This window comes from Streptomyces sp. NPDC048623 (assembly GCF_040650755.1).
GTDB lineage: Bacteria > Actinomycetota > Actinomycetes > Streptomycetales > Streptomycetaceae > Streptomyces.
Window position 1 is genome coordinate 58404 of the sequence record NZ_JBEZHV010000021.1, and the last position, 15491, is coordinate 73894.

Sequence of the window (15491 nt, forward strand, 5' to 3'; positions counted from 1 at the left end):
GTCCGCACCCCATGGCCACTTTCTCCCTCGACGACATCCGCGCCGCGGCCGACGCGAAGTACGGCTCCACCGATATCCAGCTCGACGAGAAGACCACCGTCGTGCTGCGTAACCCGCTGCGCCTGGCCAAGGCCGAGCGCGACGAGCTGGCGTCCCTCCAGGACAGCCTCGACGGCGACGACAGCAAGGACCAGGCCGACGTCCTGGCGGACGCGATCCGCCTGGTGGCGGAGGACAAGAAGCTCGCCGAGAAGCTGATCGAGCAGGTCGGTGGCGACCTCGCGCTCCTGGCGCAGATCTTCGAGACGTACAGCGCGGGCACTCAGGCGGGGGAAGCCTGAGCCTCGCGCACCTGATCGACGAGTACGGCGAGGGCCTGTATCCCGACCTCCTCTTCCACTACGGCATCGACCTAGCGGACGTGGTGGCCGGGCGCGGGCCCTCGCCGGCCCTCGTCCACCTCTTGGTGCGGAGGCTCCCAGACACCTCTCTGACCATGGCCCTCGCGTCGGGCGGCAGGGAGCACTTCGGATGGGGCGCCGACCGGCACATGACCGCCGACCTCTTCGACGCGCTCAACCAGAACACGCGGGCGACAGGCCAGTGGGGAAAGAAGGGGGCTCCGAAGTTCCCGGAGTACCCGCGCCCGAAGGCGAAGAAGAAGTCGCACAAGGGCGAGAAGAAGCGCCGCCTCTCTGTGGCGGAGATCTACAAGCAGCTCACTGCCCGGAGGTAAGCCCATGTCAGACGCGCAGATCGTTGGCCGCGTAGCGGTCAAGATCCTGCCCGACACGAGCAAGTTCAAGGAAGAGGCCAACGCCGAACTCAAGCGCGCCGAGCGCGGCTTGGAGGTCAAGGCCAAGGTCGTCCTCGACGGCGACGCGATCAAGGCTCAGGCCGAGAAGATCCACACCCAGGCGCAGCAGGCCCTCAAGGACATCAACCTGAAGGTCAACCTCGACAACGAGGCGGACCTGCGCGCCGGCATCGCCCGCATCCAGTCCGAGCTGAACCGGCTCGGTGCCGTCGACATCAACATCGACCTCAACGAGGGCGATCTGAACGCCGGCCTCGACATGCTGCGCGAGCGGCTGGCCGAGGTGCAGTCGATCAAGCTGCGCATCGACGAGTCGAGTCAGTCATCGATCAAGTCGGCCATCGACCGGATCGACGCCGAGCTGTCCAAGCTCCGCGAGGTCGAGATCGACGTCCATGTCGACGAGGCCGAGCTGCTCGCCGTGCGCGAGATGCTCGCCAACGACCTACGCCTGGACCTGACCGTCGACTTCGATGACGACGCCTCGCTGAAGGCGGCCCTCGCCAAGATCAACGGCGAGCTGGCCAAGCTGGCGGAGGTCAACCTCTCCGTCGGCATGGACGAGGAGTCGCTGCGCAAGGCCCGCGAGGAGATCCAGAAGCGGCTCGATCTGCGCGCCGAAGTCGCCCTGAACTGGGATTTGGCCGAGGCTCAGGCCACCGCCGATCGAGTCAAGGCCATGCTCACCGACATCAAGGTCAGGCCCAAGCTCGACACCGGTGAGGTCGCCAAGCTCAAGAGGCAGCTCGAAGCAGCTTTCTTCCAGATGGAGGAGCTGAAGGCGAAGATCACGCCCGAGCTGGACGCCGTAGCCAGGCGGAAGGTCGAGCGGGAGATCGACGATCTCCAGGACAAGATCGATGGCCTTAAGGCGGAGATCGAGCCCGAAACGTCGAAGGGCGCAGTGGCCGGAGTGGTCGCGGCTATGGCTCGGCTGACACGCGACCGCGTGGTCAACGTCTTCCCCAAGGTGGCGCTCTCCGCGTACGCGACGGCTGCCGCGATGCTGAAGTCGCTCTCAGGTGCCGGCCTGATCGGCGAGACCTTCGAGAAGCTCGGCAACGTCCTGAAGGACCTCGACAAGAAGGTGCCGATCGTCGGCACGCTGGCTTCCGCCATCGCCGGCCTGTCCGCCTGGGCCATCGCGGGCGCGAGCAACCTCTTCGCACTGTCCGCGTCGCTGGCGCAGATCGGCGCAACGTCGCTGGCCCTGCCCGGAATCCTCGGCGGCATGGCGATCGGCGTCGGTGCAACCATCGCCGCTTTCAAGGACTTCAACAAGGTTCTCCCGCAGGTCAAGGGCCAGCTCTCACAGCTCCAGGACTTGATCAGCAAGAACTTCTGGGCCGAGGCCAAGACGCCGATCCGCGAGCTGATCGACACCCTGCTCCCTGAGCTGACGTCCGGCTTCGCGAAGACGAGCACGCAGCTTGGCCAGTTCTTCGGCGGCTTCGCCGACTCCCTGAAGACCGCGCTCGCGCCCGCGCTCGGCGGCATGTTCGCGGACCTCTCGAAGTCGATCGAGATCGCCACGACCGGCACCGGGGCGTTCGCCAACATCATCAAGGTGCTGGGCGAAGTCGGCGCCGGCTACCTCCCGAGGCTCGCTCAGTGGTTCGTCGACATCGCCACCAAGGCGTCGAACTGGCTGAACATGAAGGGCGAGGCCGGCCTCACCCAGGAGATCAACGACGGCATCGACGCCCTGAAGGCGCTCGGCGGCGTGCTGTACGAGATGTTCGGCATCTTCGCCGGCATCTCCCGCGCAGCCACCGCGGCTGGCGGCTCCACCCTGGAGATGGTCCGGAACACCCTCGCGGGCATCCACGAGGCCATCGACTCCAGTGCTGTCCAGTCCAAGCTGACCGGCCTGTTCACTGCCGCGCACGACGCCATGTCCAACATGTCGAAGACTGGCGGCGACGAACTGAAGGCGTTCCTCGGGCAGTTCGTCGGACTCCTGACCCAGATCCTCCCCCAGGTCGGCACGATCCTCGGCACAGCGATCGGCGGCATCGCCGCTGCCCTGAACCAGGATGGCGTCTTCGCCGGGGTGTACGCCTTGTTCAACGGCCTCCAGGCCGGAGTGAACGGCGTCCTGCCCGTGCTCGCCCCGCTGGGTGCGGCACTCGGCTCCGTCATGACGATCATGGGTGCGCTCGCGGCCCAGCTCGGCCCGCTTATCGCGGCTGCGCTGACCCCACTTGCGGCGGCGTTCACCGCGCTGACTCCCTCGATTCTGCCGATCATCGACCTGCTCGGCTCGACCCTGACGGGCATCTTCCAGCAGCTCCAGCCGGTAATCGCCGCACTGGTGCCGATCATCGCCGAGGCGCTCGGCATGGCCTTCCAGGCGTTGAGCGTGATCCTTCCGGTCGTCTCCGAGGCGTTCGGTCAGATCCTCACGGCGGTCACCCCGCTGATCGAGGGGCTCATCTCGGGCCTGGCTCCGATCCTGCCGGTCGTCGCCGAGTTCCTGGCCGGGATCGTCACTGCGGCCATGCCGCTGGTCGACATCCTGATCCAGATCCTCACGGCCGCGATCCTGCCGCTGATCCCAGTGATCCAGAGCGTCGCCGAGACGATGCTGCCCCTGCTCAAGGACGCGTTCGACCGCCTGGTCCAGGCGCTTATGCCATTCCTTGAAGCGATCAAGCAGGTGATCGACTTCCTGATGCCGATCCTCGCCCCGATCATCCAGTTCATCGCCGAGCTGCTGATCGGAACGCTGGTCACCGCGATCAACGGCGTCGCCCTGGTCCTCGAAGGTTTCGTCGAGATCTTCAAGGGCGTCTGGCAGATGATCAAGGCGTACTTCGAGATCTGGATCGGCCTGTTCAAGGGCATCTTTACCGGCAACTGGGACGACCTGTGGAAGGCGTTCGAGGATCTCTGGAATGGCCTGTGGACCTTCCTCAAGGGCCTGTGGGACGTGATCCTCGGCGCGCTGATCACGTGGCTTTCGGTCGGCGTCCTCGGCGCAGCGAAGAAGGGCCTGACCGCGATCGGTGAGGGCTTCAAAGCCGGCTGGAAGGCCGTGCAGAAGTTCGGCTCGGACGCGTGGAAGTCGATCAGCGAAGGGTTCACCTCCTTCTTCTCCGGTCTGGGGACGAAGGCGATGGACGGCCTGCGCGCGATCGGCCGGTTCTTCTCCAACGGCTGGGACGACGCGGTTCGGACCACGAAGGACGCGTTCACGCGACTCGTGTCGACCGTGACTGAGTGGCTCGGCAAGGCCGTGTCCGAAGTCGGGAAGCTGCCCGGCAAGGCCAAGGATGCCCTCAAGAGCATCGGCTCAACGCTGAAGGACGCCGGTATCCAGTTGATCAAGGGCTTCATCTCGGGCATCACCGGCATGTTCGGTGACGTCAAGGACGCCCTCGGCAGCCTGACCGACAAGCTGACGAGTTGGAAGGGCCCGGAGTCTCTCGACCGCGTCCTCCTGGTGAACGCCGGCCAGCTCGTGATCAACGGCTTCATCAAGGGCCTGGAGTCCCGTTACGGCGCGGTGAAGCGATCACTTCAGGGCCTGACCCAGGATGTCGCCGACACCACGTTCGACGCCCCGGAGCTCAAGGCGTTCGGCACGTCTCGCGGCGTCACGGCCGCCGTCACCTCGGCCCTCGCCAGCCGCGACGGCGGCAGCACGAAGATCCTCAACTACTACGCAGCACCCGGTTCCTCTCTCGGCTCCGAGGAGGATCTGTTCGCCGCTGCCAGCCGAGCACGGATGGGATGGTGATCCGCTAGTGCCCAAGCTGCTCCTGAGCAGCGGCGCGGACACGCTCGACCTGAACGAGGTCATGGACAAGGGTCTGGGCTACCAGGCCACGACGGGGGCGACAGGCTTCGGCCTGCCCCCCGTCAACGTTCAGTGGCTCGAAGGGGCGGGCGACGGCGCTGTGTACCGACGAAGGCGAGTCCTGCCCAGGGACATCGACATCCCCCTGGAGATCCTCGCGCGCAACCGTCGCGACCTCCAGGCCCGCATCTCCCGGCTGGCCCTTGCGCTGGCCGGGAGGTGCACCCTCACCCTCCAGAACGACGACAACACCCGCTGGCAGACCGAGGTCTACCGCACGGGCGGAGGCGATTTCACGTACGGGATCGAGACAACCGGCGAACGTGAGTTCTCCACGATCATCTCCTTCCGCGCGCCCGACCCGTACTGGACCTCTTCGGTTACCGAGACTCGACAGATCACCGGAGCCACCTCGACCCCCTTCCTGTCGAACATGACCAAGCTGCCCGTCGCCGCCTCGCAGGCCATCGGCGAGATCCAGCTGAACAACTCCGGCGACGCCGAGGCGTACCCGATCTGGAAGGTCTACGGCCCCGGCAACACGTTCACCGCCGTCTCCCCGTCGGGCGAACGGCTGAAGTGGAACGGCACGCTCGCATCTGGCGACGTCCTGACCATCGATACGAAGCGCGGCACGGTTACCGACCGGACCGGCGCCAACCGCTACAACCAGCTCGACGCCGCGCCCCGGTTCTGGACGGTTAAGCCCGGCCTGTCGACCGCCCAGGCGTCCCTCCTGGACGTCGTGGCCAGCTCGCGCATCGTGTGCTCCTGGCAGCCGCGGAAGTGGATGGTGGTGTGAGTGCAGCTCCGAGACATCACCGTTGAGGTGCGGGACAAGACGCTGACCCGCGTCGGCTTGGTCCGCCCCGAGGAGCTGGTCTTCGAGATGCAGGACTCCTTCAACAACATCGGGTCCTGGAAGCTCACCCTCGCGGCAGAGCACCCGCTGACCCCACATCTGCGGACCCCCGGCTCAGGCGTGATCATCACGGGCCCGAGCTACACCCTGATGTCCGGACCGACCACGAAGTTCGAGCACGCTGCCACACCGGAGGACCCGGGCGGCAGCGTCGTCTTCGAGGGCGTGTCTGACGACATCGTTCTACGGGACATGCTTGCGTTCCCCGAGCCGACCAACCCGAACGGAGCGACGCAGAAGCTCGCACACGACGTGAGACAGGGCGCGGCGGAGACCGTCATGCACTCCTTCGTTCGCGCCAACATCGGTCCAACAGCCCCCGTTGGACGGCGTAAGACAGGGCTCGTCATGGGCACTGACCACGGCCGCGGACCGCAGGTCGTGAAGAGTGCCCGATTCCCAGTGCTGGGTAACCTCCTGACCGAGATCGCCCTCCTGGCCAACCTTGGTTTTCGCGTCATACAGCGCGGTGACCAGCTCGTTTTCGAAACGTACGAGGTGTTGGACAGGACCGACTTCATCCGTCTCGACGTGCTCAACGGCACGCTCAGCGGGCAGCGCGCGACGATCTCGGCGCCGGGTGTCACCCGCGCGATCGTGGCTGGCCAGGGCGAGCTAACTAAGCGGCAGCTCCTCCAGGTCTCCTCGCCGACGAGCCTGGAAGCCGAGGACGACTGGGGCCGGCGCATCGAGCGCTGGATCGACCAGCGGAACACCGACAAGTGGGACGAGCTTCAGCAGGCCGGCGATGAGGCCATCGCTGACGAGGGCTTCACCGCCGTCGATGTGCAGCTCGTTCCCATGGAGGACTCGACGATGGTTTTCGCCAGGGACTGGGGTCTGGGAGACCGGGTCGCGGTCGTGGTGGACGACCAGGAGCTGAAGTCCAACGTCACGGGCCTTGCTCTCAAGGCAGGGTCCAACGGCTTCCAGGTCGGTGCCCTCCTCGGGGACGCGACGGGGTTCAACCTCGACGTCGCACTGAACAAGCGACTGTCCCGTGCCGAGAAGCGCGTCTCCCACCTGGAGCGCGCGGACGCCGGGGGCGGCTCGGACATCATGGCGATCATGGGAGTTTGGTAGTGGCTACGCCGATCAACTTCTTCCGGGGCGCAGCCCCTACCGCCCTCACCACGGCCTACACCGTGCCCGAGGCCGGACAGGCGATCGTGACGAACATCGTCGCCGCCAACCCGAGCACCACGACCGTCGGATCGGTCGCGGTCAAGCTCGGCGGAATCGACATCGTCCCCGCGGTGAGCCTCGCCGCCAAGGGCGTACTGACCCTGGAGATCAACCAGGTGCTCGATGAGAACGAGGCGATCCAAGTGCAGGGCAGCGGAGCGGCGTGCACGCTGCACGTCTCCGGAGTGGAGGTTTAACGAGTGGGACTGAGCGTTTGGCCGGCCCCCGAGGATTCCGGCGTCGTCGGTCCCACGGGCGCGACCGGTCCACAGGGACCGAAGGGCGACACCGGAGCTTCCGGCCCGAAGGGAGACACCGGAGCGACCGGCTCGACCGGAGCCCCCGGCAGCCAGCTCCTCACCGGCACTGCGGCGCCGAACGCTGGGACCGGCGTGGACGGCGACTTGTATGTCCAGGACGACACCCGCACGTACCTCGGCGTCACGAGCACCACCCTGACCTTCTGGAAGAAGACCGCCGGCACCTGGGCCAAGGTCGGCAACAACGTCGGCGGCTCGAAGTGGTATGTCAACAACACCTCGACCTCCAGCACCGACACCAAGCCTGGCGACATGCTGCTCCGTATCGACACGGGCGACATCTGGCAGCGCGGCGCGTCTGGCTGGGGCACCGCGATCGGCAACTTGAAGGGCGCGAAGGGCGACAGTGGTGAGGCCGGCCCGCAGGGGCCGAAGGGTGACGCGGGCAGCGTCGACACGGTGAACGGCAAGGCTGGCCCGGCAGTCACACTGACCGCCACCGACGTGAACGCCCTCTCTCTCGCGGGCGGCACCCTCACCGGCCACACCGAAATCAGGCCGACCACCGGACACACGCTCACCGCGTACGGCAGCAGTGACACTTCCACGTTCTTCCGTGTCACTGACGCTGGACACCCGTACAGCAACAGCCTGCGCTCCACGTTCTACAACGTCGGCGTCGGCGACACGACCACGCCGTTCGGCGGAGGTGTACGCGTCCTCGGCATGCAGAACGCATCCACTGTGCCCACGACCAACCCGCCCAACGGCGTCGTCGCCTACGCCGAGGGTGGCGTCATGAAGGTTCGACAGCAGGACGGCACCGTCGTGACCGTGGCCAACCCGCCCGCTACGGCAACGAAGAACTCCTGGACTCCGCAGGCACTCGGCTTTCAGGCGTGGTCCCACGACCCGGCTACCATCCCCAACGCCTTCGACTGGAAGGCATACATCGATTCGAACGGCGCGACTCAGCGAAACGCCCTGAGGGCAGCCACGATCGGCCGCATGTACCTGGCTGGCATCAACATCACCGAGCCGACCACCGTCAGCAAGGTCGTCGTCTTTGCTCGCGGATGGGGCGGGTCCACGATCCTGCCGAACACCCGGTTCTTCGCCGGCATCTACAACGAGCTTGGATCTCGGGTCGCCTGGACTGGAAGCACCGCCCTCGGCGGCACCTCTAACCCCGTGCCGGGGGCCGGCCAGGAGCCAGGCACCCCGACCGACATCGTGGACAACCACACCGGCGCCGTGCCGTTCAGCCTGACCGCGCCCTACGTGATGCAGCCCGGCCGATACTGGGCGGCCTTCCTGGTGTCGGCTGGCTCCGCCACGGACTTCTACTACCACTTCGTCGAGAACTGGGCAGTCTCAGCTCCGGCCAACTTCCACCTCCTGGCTACCGCGTTCATGCGCGCCGCCCACCTCAACGGGCAGACCACGCTTCCCGCCTCGTTCGTGAAGACGAACTTGCTGACCAGTCACGATCCGATCGTCATGGCGCTCGCCTGACGTTCCCCTCATCCGCGGACCCCCGAGACATCGCACTCGGGGGTCCTTCGTCTTCCCAGGAAGGACCCCCGAGTGGCGATCACCTCCTACCCCTTTGACGAGCAGCCGGTCAGCGAAGGGGAGTTCTCCTACCTCTTCCGCGAGCTTCAGTCCACGGGCGTCGCCGACACCGTTGGAGGCCCTGGCTTCTCCGTCTACGCCGACGGCTCCGGGATGCAGGTCAAGGTCCCCTCTGGCTTCGCCCTGATCCGCGGCCACGCCGTGCAGTCCACCGACACCGAGATCGTCCCGATCGGCGCGGCCTCGACGAGCGCCCGCACCGACCGCGTGGTCCTGCGGCTCGACCCGACTGCGAACCAGATCTCGCTCGCCGTCGTCGAAGGCACGCCCGGCGGTGGCCTGCCAGCCCTGATTCAAACCGACACCGGTGTCTACGAGTTCCCCCTGGCCCAGGTGAGCGTCGCCGTCGGCGCCGCGACGATCACGCCGTCCGCCGTCACGGACGACCGCAGGTTCACCGGCAACAGTGTGGGTGGCTGGACTACGACCACCAGGCCGCAGAGTCCGCGCGTCGGCCGTCTCGGCTACAACACCGCAACCAAGACGTGGGAGTTCTGGAACGGCACCGCGTGGGCCGACCTCGCACCCACCGTCACCTGGTCGTCGATCTCGGGACGGCCGAACAACTTCGAGCCGACGTCCCACACCCACGAGTGGACCGAGGTGGTCAACAAGCCGACCTCGTTCAACCCGGCCAGCCACACCCACGACTGGGCCCAGGTCACGGGCAAGCCGGCCACCTACGCGCCGAGCACGCACGCTCACGACTGGGACACCATCACCGACAAGCCGACAACCTTCGCGCCCTCGTCACACTCCCACACGTGGGCGTCGATCACCTCGAAGCCGGCCACCTTCCCCCCGGACTCTCACTCCCACTCGGGATACCTGACGTCCGGCTCGACGATCGCCTGGGCCAACGGCACCAAGCGCGTACACGCTGACAGCGTCAGCGGCTCCGGCACCTACTACGCGGTCTGGGTGCAGGGCGACGGCACCTTCGCGCGGAACACCTCCTCGATCAAGTTCAAGGAGAACGTCCGCGACTACGAGGTCAACCCGGACGACGTCCTCGCGCTCCGCCCCGTCATCTACGACCGCAAGGACACCGTGGACGGCGACGGCACTGTGCGCCTGGGCCGCGACAACGAGGTGGGCCTGATCGCCGAGGAGGTCGAGCCTCACCTTCCGTGGCTGATCAACTACCTCGACGGAGAGGTGGACGGCCTTCGATACGACCTGCTCGGCGTCGCCCTGATCCCGGTCGTCCAGCGCCAGGCCGCGCAGCTCACCGACCTGGAGTCCCGCCTGGCGGCCCTGGAGGCGAAGGCCGCGTGACCCTCGCCCTCGAACCGACCGTACAGGTCTCCCTCGTCACGGCCGGCGGCACCGTCATGGTCGCGCTGATCGGCATCGTCGCGGAGTTCATGCGCCGCCAGGCCAAGGCGATCAGCGAGGTCGCCGGCCACGCGCAGGAGGCCCGCGACCAGGTGGCCAACACGCACAGCACGAACTTGCGCGACGACCTCGACGCCGTGGCGTACCGCATCGACCGCGTCCTGGCCCTACAGGAGCGGCACAGCGAGGAGATCAGCGCCCTGCGCCAGGACATCGCCCACGAGCGCCGCGAACGCCTGGCCGTGTCCGAGCGCCTCGACGACCACATGGCGGCCACGACCGCCTGACCACCCCACCCCGCCACGGCCCCGTCTCCATGTGAGGCGGGGCCTTCGTGTTCCCTGGAGGTTCCACTCTTGTCCGTCACGATCATCTCTCGCGCAGCCTGGGGCGCTAAGCCCTGGGACGGCTCCCCCAACCAGGTTGCGCTCAGCCAGCGCACCGAGTTCTTCATCCACTACGACGGCGCGAACCACATCGCCGCGACCGGCAACGCTGTGCCGCAGGCCATCGACCGTCAGCATCACGCGCAGGGCTGGGCGGGCATCGGCTACAACTTCGTGGTCGACCAGACCGGCGCCATCTACGAGGGCCGGGGCTGGACCTTTCAGGGCGCGCACTGCCCGGACCATAACGTGTCGGGGCTCGGCGTTCAGATCGCCATCGGCGGTGACCAGGAGCCGAGCACCAAGGCTCTGTCTGCCGCGCGTGCCCTGTACGACGAGGCGTGCCGGAAAACTGGCCGCAAGCTCGCGATGAAGGGCCACAAGGACGGCTTCGCGACGCTCTGCCCCGGCTCCAAGCTCTACGCGTGGGTCCGGGCCGGGATGCCGGCCGAGGGGTACGAGCCCACCCCTGGCGATGGCTCGTCTGGCTCGGGCTCGACTGTCGCCCGCTACCAGGTCACGGTCGGCGGTCTGACCTACGGGTACGGCGCGACCGGCGACCACGTGACCAAGGTCGGCAAGGCCCTGGTCGCGAAGGGCTTCGGCAAGCACTATGCCGAGGGCCCCGGTCCCCGCTGGACCGACGCGGACACCGAGAACTACGCCGACTTTCAGCGCAGCCTCGGCTTCTCCGGGAAGGACGCCGACGGCGTCCCCGGCGAGTCCAGCCTGATCAAGCTCCTGGGCTCCCTGCCATCCGCGGCCAAGCCCGTGCGCTTCGAGCCCTTCCCTGGCGGTGCCTTCTTCAAGAGCCGGCCTCACTCGGCCATCGTCACCGCGATGGGTAAGCGCCTGGTCGCCGAGGGATGCTCCGCCTACGCCTCGGGTCCGGGTGCGCAGTGGACCGAGGCCGACCGGCTCTCGTACCAGAAGTGGCAGCGCAAGCTCGGGTACACCGGGAGCGCGGCGGACGGATGGCCGGGGCAGGCGTCCTGGGACAAGCTCCGCGTCCCGGAGGTGTAAGCCGATGGCGAAGCACGGTAAGCCCGTGCCCCTGATACTTCCGCTCCTGCCGAAGAGGGTGCAGCCGTACGCCAAGGCGGCTGTCGCGACGATCGGCACGCTCGCCGGCCTGGCCTCGTTCTACCTCGCCGACGAGCCGAGGGTTGCGGTCGCTATCCATGTGCTGACCGCGCTGGGTGTGTATGTCCAGCCCAACGGCGAGTCCGAATAACACAACGCCCCTCACCGACCATGGCGGTCAGTGAGGGGCGTTCTCGTCGTCTCAGCCCTTGGCCTCCTGCTCCCTGAGCTGGGCCTCGATCTCCTCCATGGTCGTGACCGTGGCCTTTCGCCTGCCGTCTGCCTTCCTGGCCGACTGGGCAGTCTTGCGCGTCCTGGGTGCTCGCGAGCGGGGGGTGGACTGTGCCGCAGGTTCGTCCGACTGTGCGACGCTGGGGGCCGGGGCGTCGTCCGCCTTACCGCGAATCTGCTCGATCAGGTCGTAGACGGGGCGGGCGTGCTCTGCGCACAAGTCCATCACGACCGTCTCACCTTCCGTGGTTACCTCGAAGGTGGTCGCCGGCGTAGCTCGGTCGATGTCGCAGGCGGTGACCTGGATCTTCATCCCCACTCCCTTGTGTTCCTTATGTCCTCTTCACAGGGTACCCGATGGGTAAGGTTGACAGAACCTCGGACGACATGGGAAAGTAAGACCAAGATGTCAAGCGAATTACAGTTGCAGCATCAAGTCGAGGCAGGCAGAAGAGATGGCCAAGAAGAAGATCCAGAACGAAGAGGAAGTCATCCAGTGGTTCAGGGAGGGCCGCAGCTACCAGTGGATGACTGACATGTACATGGAGAAGTACAACATCCCCATGTCCTCTTCGTCCTGGGGGAACTTCCGGTACAGGAAGGGCCTCGATCGCCGCATCGCGCGTGACGACGACCTGATCCCGTGGGCCATGGAGGAGGAGCATCGCCAGCAGTATCCGGTGATCATGCTGCGCGCCGAGGCCCGCCGGCGAGCCAAGCTCAAGTTGAGCGATGACAAGCTGAAGCGCCTGGAGTCCTGGAAGGAGATGCTCAAGGAGCGCGATGCGGTCGTCCACTATGAGCCGAAGCTCGACGGTTTCTACTACGTCCCACGCCAGGCGGGCGACGGTGAGTTCATCCGTCCGCCTAAGGCGAAGACGACCAAGCGCCGCAACGCTGACGAGCGTCACGACGAGAACGCCAAGAAGGGCAAGCCGACGACCCGCTAAGGCCCTGACTCGCTGAGACCCCCTCTGTCAGAGGGGGTCTCTATGTTGTTCCGATGCGCACAAAATCTACTTGAGTGCTACACCAAGCGGGATAGGTTTTAGCTAACTTCCCACGTCAGACGGTTGACGCGGGGCTCCGGCACGTGACATCATCCCGGTCCGAGCTTGTCTCACTATCACACACGGAGGGGGGACGCGGAGTGATTCGAGTCCTGGAGCGGGCCGACATGGTTGCAGATGAGGGGCGCATCCGCATCTTCATCGACGCCGAGTCGGAGGACTACCGGATGATCACCAACCCACATGACCACGATCCCAAGATCATGAAGGAAGCGCTCGTCTTTTTGAAGCAGCTCGGTCTTGAGATGGTCGACCAGTTCGAGTATGACGAAGAGTTCGACGACGACGGCAACGTCATCACCTATCTGTGCGAGTGCGAGCCCGCGGTGGCCGCATGACCCTCAACCTGATCGAGATGCCGCAGAAGCCGATCCATCCGAACTACGCCGTTCCGCGGGACGGCTGGGGGCGTCCGCTCATCGTGCCGACGGCTGGCGGGAAGCCGAGGGGCTACACCCGTACGACGACGTTCATCGACTGCATCGAGGACAAGTCGAGCCTGATCGACTGGGGCAAGCGCATGGTCCTGGTCGGCGCCGCAAAGCGCGGTGACCTCGTGGATAAGGCGCGCAGTCTGGACCCCGAAGACGCAGCGCACAAGAAGACGCTGAACTTCCTCGCGGAGCAGGCCACCGACGCATCGGGCGCCAACGACAAGCGCGAGCGCGGGACCCACCTGCACAACCTGTCCGAGTTGGTCGACGCCGGCCAGCCGCTCCCGCCTACCGCCTCGCCGCAGGATGTCGAGGACATGGGGGCATACCTCATGGAGACGTCCGTGCTCACGGTGAAGGCCATGGAACAGTTCGTCGTGGTCGACGAGCTGGGAGTCGCGGGCACCTTCGACCGGATGGCCGAGTACGACGGCCCCGGCCCGGATGGCGAGCCGTTGTCGGGCAACTTCATCTGCGACCTGAAGACGGGCTCGGTGGAGTACGGCGGCCTGAAGATGGCGGCGCAGCTTGCGTGTTACTCGCGCGGAGTGCTGTACGACCACACACGTTTCCCGGTGGACGTCAACGACAGGGCCGCGGTTGCGGCCTTTAAGCAGAGTGTGATAGACGTACGGGAAGCCACTGGGGCCTACCGACCACTGCCTCCCGTCAACCAGGACTGGGGCATCATCATCCACCTGCCGGCAGGCAGGGCGGAGTGCACCCTGCACTGGGTTGACCTGAACCTCGGATGGGAGGCGGCGCAGTTGGCGCTGACGATTCGGGGGATGCGATCTAAGTCCCGTAAGGCCCTGCGCCCGTTCGCGGGGAACACCGGTAAGAACCGGGCGGCTTCGGCCGCTCAAGGTGTGATAAAGTAACTGAGCTGCCATGAGAGAGGAGCATTAGAGAGTGAGTGATTCGGGTCGGAGCATCACCGTCACGATCAAGTACGGCAAGGGTTACGACGAGTCTTGGCTGGTCTTCAAGGGCCGATCGGGGGAGGTTCGGGAGGACATCCTCGAATCGTTCGGGCTTGATAGTGATAGTGTGACAGGACTGACGCTGTCGGACATCGTCGTCAACGCGACGAACATCGCCCACGGCAAGGGGCTGATCGCGACCCAGCTCGGTGCGACGGTCATAGCCGAGGAGCCGGCGGCGCCGGCCAAGCCTCAGGGCGACCCGTGGGCCAACGTCGGTAGCACACCGCAGGCGTCGAGCGCCTGGTCGGACAAGCCGGCTACCTCCCCCGAGCAGGACAAGAGCGCCTGGATTCTCGGGGAGATCGAGAAGCAGACCACCCGCGCGGACCTGAAGAAGGTCTGGGCCGCGAACCAGTCGTTCTTCGCCGACCCGGCCGTGATGGACGCCTACAAGGTCAAGGGGAAGTCGCTCCCCGCGTGAAGCCCGCCGAGATTTCCGCGGTGGTGCTCCTCGTCGTGGGCATCATCGCCAGCTTGCTGATCTGGACGTCCGCGCCGTGCGGGATCTGGACCCTCGGCAAGGTCGGCGACATGCCGGCCCGCTGCATCACCAAGTAACTCATCACCGAACACCTAGGAGATACGCCCAGTGGCGCTCAACCTCATCGAGATCCCCGTTCAGGCCGGCGGTTGGTTCAAGCCCGGCGACAACCAGTCCGCCGTCGCCATCCTGGTGGAGGTCCACTCCTTCGAGCGTCAGCGTCCGACGCCGAACGGTCCGAAGGACTCCGTCCTCGCGGACATCACCGTTTTCAAGGACCAGGGCCAGCTCGCGGCCGGCACCCCCGAGGTGACCAAGGGCCAGCGCATCGAGCAGACCATCCTCGCTCGTGACCTGGAGACCATCGTCGGCGGCGCGACCATCGTGACCCTCGACCAGATTCCCCCGAAGAAGCCGGGCCAGCGCCCCGCGTGGGTGTGGCGTCCGCTCAACGACGCTGACGCCCGGACCAAGGTGATCGCGTACGCCAACGCCCGCGAGGCCAAGACGGAGGCGGCCCTGGACGACGCCCCCGACTTCGACTGATCTACGTGTGATAGACGTACAGATCGAGCCCGTAAGGAGGGCGATGGCGGGCGGAAGCCCCGCTGAAAGGAGGTCCCGAGTGCGTCCAACCTGGGACCAGTGGGCCCTGGAGATCGCGAAGGCAGTCTCGGCCCGCGCAGACCGGCACGAGTTGCCCGGCGCCACCTTGTACGTGACGCGCCGCCCGGGCCCTGTCTGCCACACCCTCATCGCTTCCGCTGGCGTCCAGCGGATCGTCGTCCTCGGAGAGGAGTCCGGTACGTGCTCACCCCTGGTAGGTCTCTTTCGCTCCATGCGGAGTCGGGCCGTGAACTC

The 15491-nt window shown here is 66.3% G+C and carries 18 protein-coding genes; 17 read left to right on the plus strand and 1 reads right to left on the minus strand.

The window, feature by feature from the left end; translation table 11 throughout:
• The first annotated feature begins 11 nt into the window (after window positions 1–11).
• From AB0C73_RS26800 to AB0C73_RS26850, 11 genes are all read left to right on the plus strand, one after another.
• Complete coding sequence (locus tag AB0C73_RS26800; protein ID WP_362534930.1) at window positions 12–341, plus strand: phage tail assembly protein; 330 nt, start codon at window positions 12–14, stop codon at window positions 339–341.
• Window positions 342–496: 155 nt separating this feature from the next.
• Entirely contained in the window at window positions 497–736 is a 240-nt protein-coding gene (locus tag AB0C73_RS26805) for a hypothetical protein (RefSeq protein ID WP_362534933.1), read from the plus strand.
• 4 nt (window positions 737–740) lie between these two features.
• Window positions 741–4559: a hypothetical protein gene (locus tag AB0C73_RS26810; RefSeq protein ID WP_362534936.1), complete on the plus strand. Its 3819-nt coding sequence runs from the start codon at window positions 741–743 to the stop codon at window positions 4557–4559.
• A gap of 7 nt (window positions 4560–4566) precedes the next feature.
• Window positions 4567–5421, plus strand: a complete 855-nt coding sequence (locus tag AB0C73_RS26815) for a phage tail family protein (RefSeq protein WP_362534938.1) — start codon at window positions 4567–4569, stop codon at window positions 5419–5421.
• On the plus strand, window positions 5422–6624 hold the full coding sequence (locus tag AB0C73_RS26820) for a siphovirus ReqiPepy6 Gp37-like family protein (protein ID WP_362534941.1): 1203 nt from the start codon (window positions 5422–5424) through the stop codon (window positions 6622–6624).
• Window positions 6624–6923: a hypothetical protein gene (locus tag AB0C73_RS26825; protein WP_362534944.1), complete on the plus strand. Its 300-nt coding sequence runs from the start codon at window positions 6624–6626 to the stop codon at window positions 6921–6923. Before AB0C73_RS26820 ends, AB0C73_RS26825 begins: the two co-directional genes overlap by 1 nt.
• A 3-nt stretch (window positions 6924–6926) precedes the next feature.
• Window positions 6927–8501, plus strand: a complete 1575-nt coding sequence (locus AB0C73_RS26830) for a hypothetical protein (RefSeq protein ID WP_362534947.1) — start codon at window positions 6927–6929, stop codon at window positions 8499–8501.
• A 72-nt stretch (window positions 8502–8573) separates the two neighbouring features.
• Window positions 8574–9899, plus strand: a complete 1326-nt coding sequence (locus tag AB0C73_RS26835) for a tail fiber domain-containing protein (RefSeq protein WP_362534950.1) — start codon at window positions 8574–8576, stop codon at window positions 9897–9899.
• Window positions 9896–10246, plus strand: coding sequence for a DUF2746 domain-containing protein (locus AB0C73_RS26840; protein ID WP_362534953.1), 351 nt, complete (start codon window positions 9896–9898; stop codon window positions 10244–10246). The genes AB0C73_RS26835 and AB0C73_RS26840 overlap by 4 nt, the downstream gene beginning before the upstream one ends.
• 69 nt (window positions 10247–10315) lie before the next feature.
• Window positions 10316–11368 carry a peptidoglycan-binding protein gene (locus tag AB0C73_RS26845; protein ID WP_362534956.1) on the plus strand — a complete coding sequence of 351 codons (1053 nt, stop codon included), beginning with the start codon at window positions 10316–10318 and terminating at the stop codon, window positions 11366–11368.
• Between the two features lie 25 nt (window positions 11369–11393).
• Window positions 11394–11579 (plus strand): hypothetical protein, encoded by a 186-nt coding sequence (locus AB0C73_RS26850; RefSeq protein ID WP_362534958.1) that lies wholly within the window; start codon window positions 11394–11396, stop codon window positions 11577–11579.
• A 51-nt stretch (window positions 11580–11630) separates the two neighbouring features.
• Here the strand turns inward: AB0C73_RS26850 and AB0C73_RS26855 are convergent, their stop codons facing one another.
• Window positions 11631–11972, minus strand: a complete 342-nt coding sequence (locus AB0C73_RS26855; RefSeq protein ID WP_362534960.1) for a hypothetical protein — start codon at window positions 11970–11972, stop codon at window positions 11631–11633.
• Window positions 11973–12114: 142 nt separating this feature from the next.
• On the opposite strand from AB0C73_RS26855, the gene AB0C73_RS26860 reads away from it, so the two are divergent.
• From AB0C73_RS26860 to AB0C73_RS26885, 6 genes are all read left to right on the plus strand, one after another.
• Window positions 12115–12609 carry a hypothetical protein gene (locus tag AB0C73_RS26860; RefSeq protein ID WP_362534962.1) on the plus strand — a complete coding sequence of 165 codons (495 nt, stop codon included), beginning with the start codon at window positions 12115–12117 and terminating at the stop codon, window positions 12607–12609.
• A 227-nt stretch (window positions 12610–12836) separates the two neighbouring features.
• A complete protein-coding gene (locus AB0C73_RS26865) occupies window positions 12837–13067 on the plus strand; it encodes a hypothetical protein (protein WP_362534964.1) in 231 nt (76 codons plus the stop codon).
• Entirely contained in the window at window positions 13064–14044 is a 981-nt protein-coding gene (locus AB0C73_RS26870) for a hypothetical protein (RefSeq protein ID WP_362534967.1), read from the plus strand. The genes AB0C73_RS26865 and AB0C73_RS26870 overlap by 4 nt, the downstream gene beginning before the upstream one ends.
• 31 nt (window positions 14045–14075) lie before the next feature.
• Window positions 14076–14570 carry a hypothetical protein gene (locus tag AB0C73_RS26875; RefSeq protein ID WP_362534970.1) on the plus strand — a complete coding sequence of 165 codons (495 nt, stop codon included), beginning with the start codon at window positions 14076–14078 and terminating at the stop codon, window positions 14568–14570.
• Window positions 14567–14707 (plus strand): hypothetical protein, encoded by a 141-nt coding sequence (locus AB0C73_RS26880; RefSeq protein ID WP_362534972.1) that lies wholly within the window; start codon window positions 14567–14569, stop codon window positions 14705–14707. Before AB0C73_RS26875 ends, AB0C73_RS26880 begins: the two co-directional genes overlap by 4 nt.
• Before the next feature lie 31 nt (window positions 14708–14738).
• A complete protein-coding gene (locus AB0C73_RS26885; RefSeq protein WP_362534975.1) occupies window positions 14739–15176 on the plus strand; it encodes a hypothetical protein in 438 nt (145 codons plus the stop codon).
• The last annotated feature ends 315 nt before the right edge of the window (window positions 15177–15491 follow it).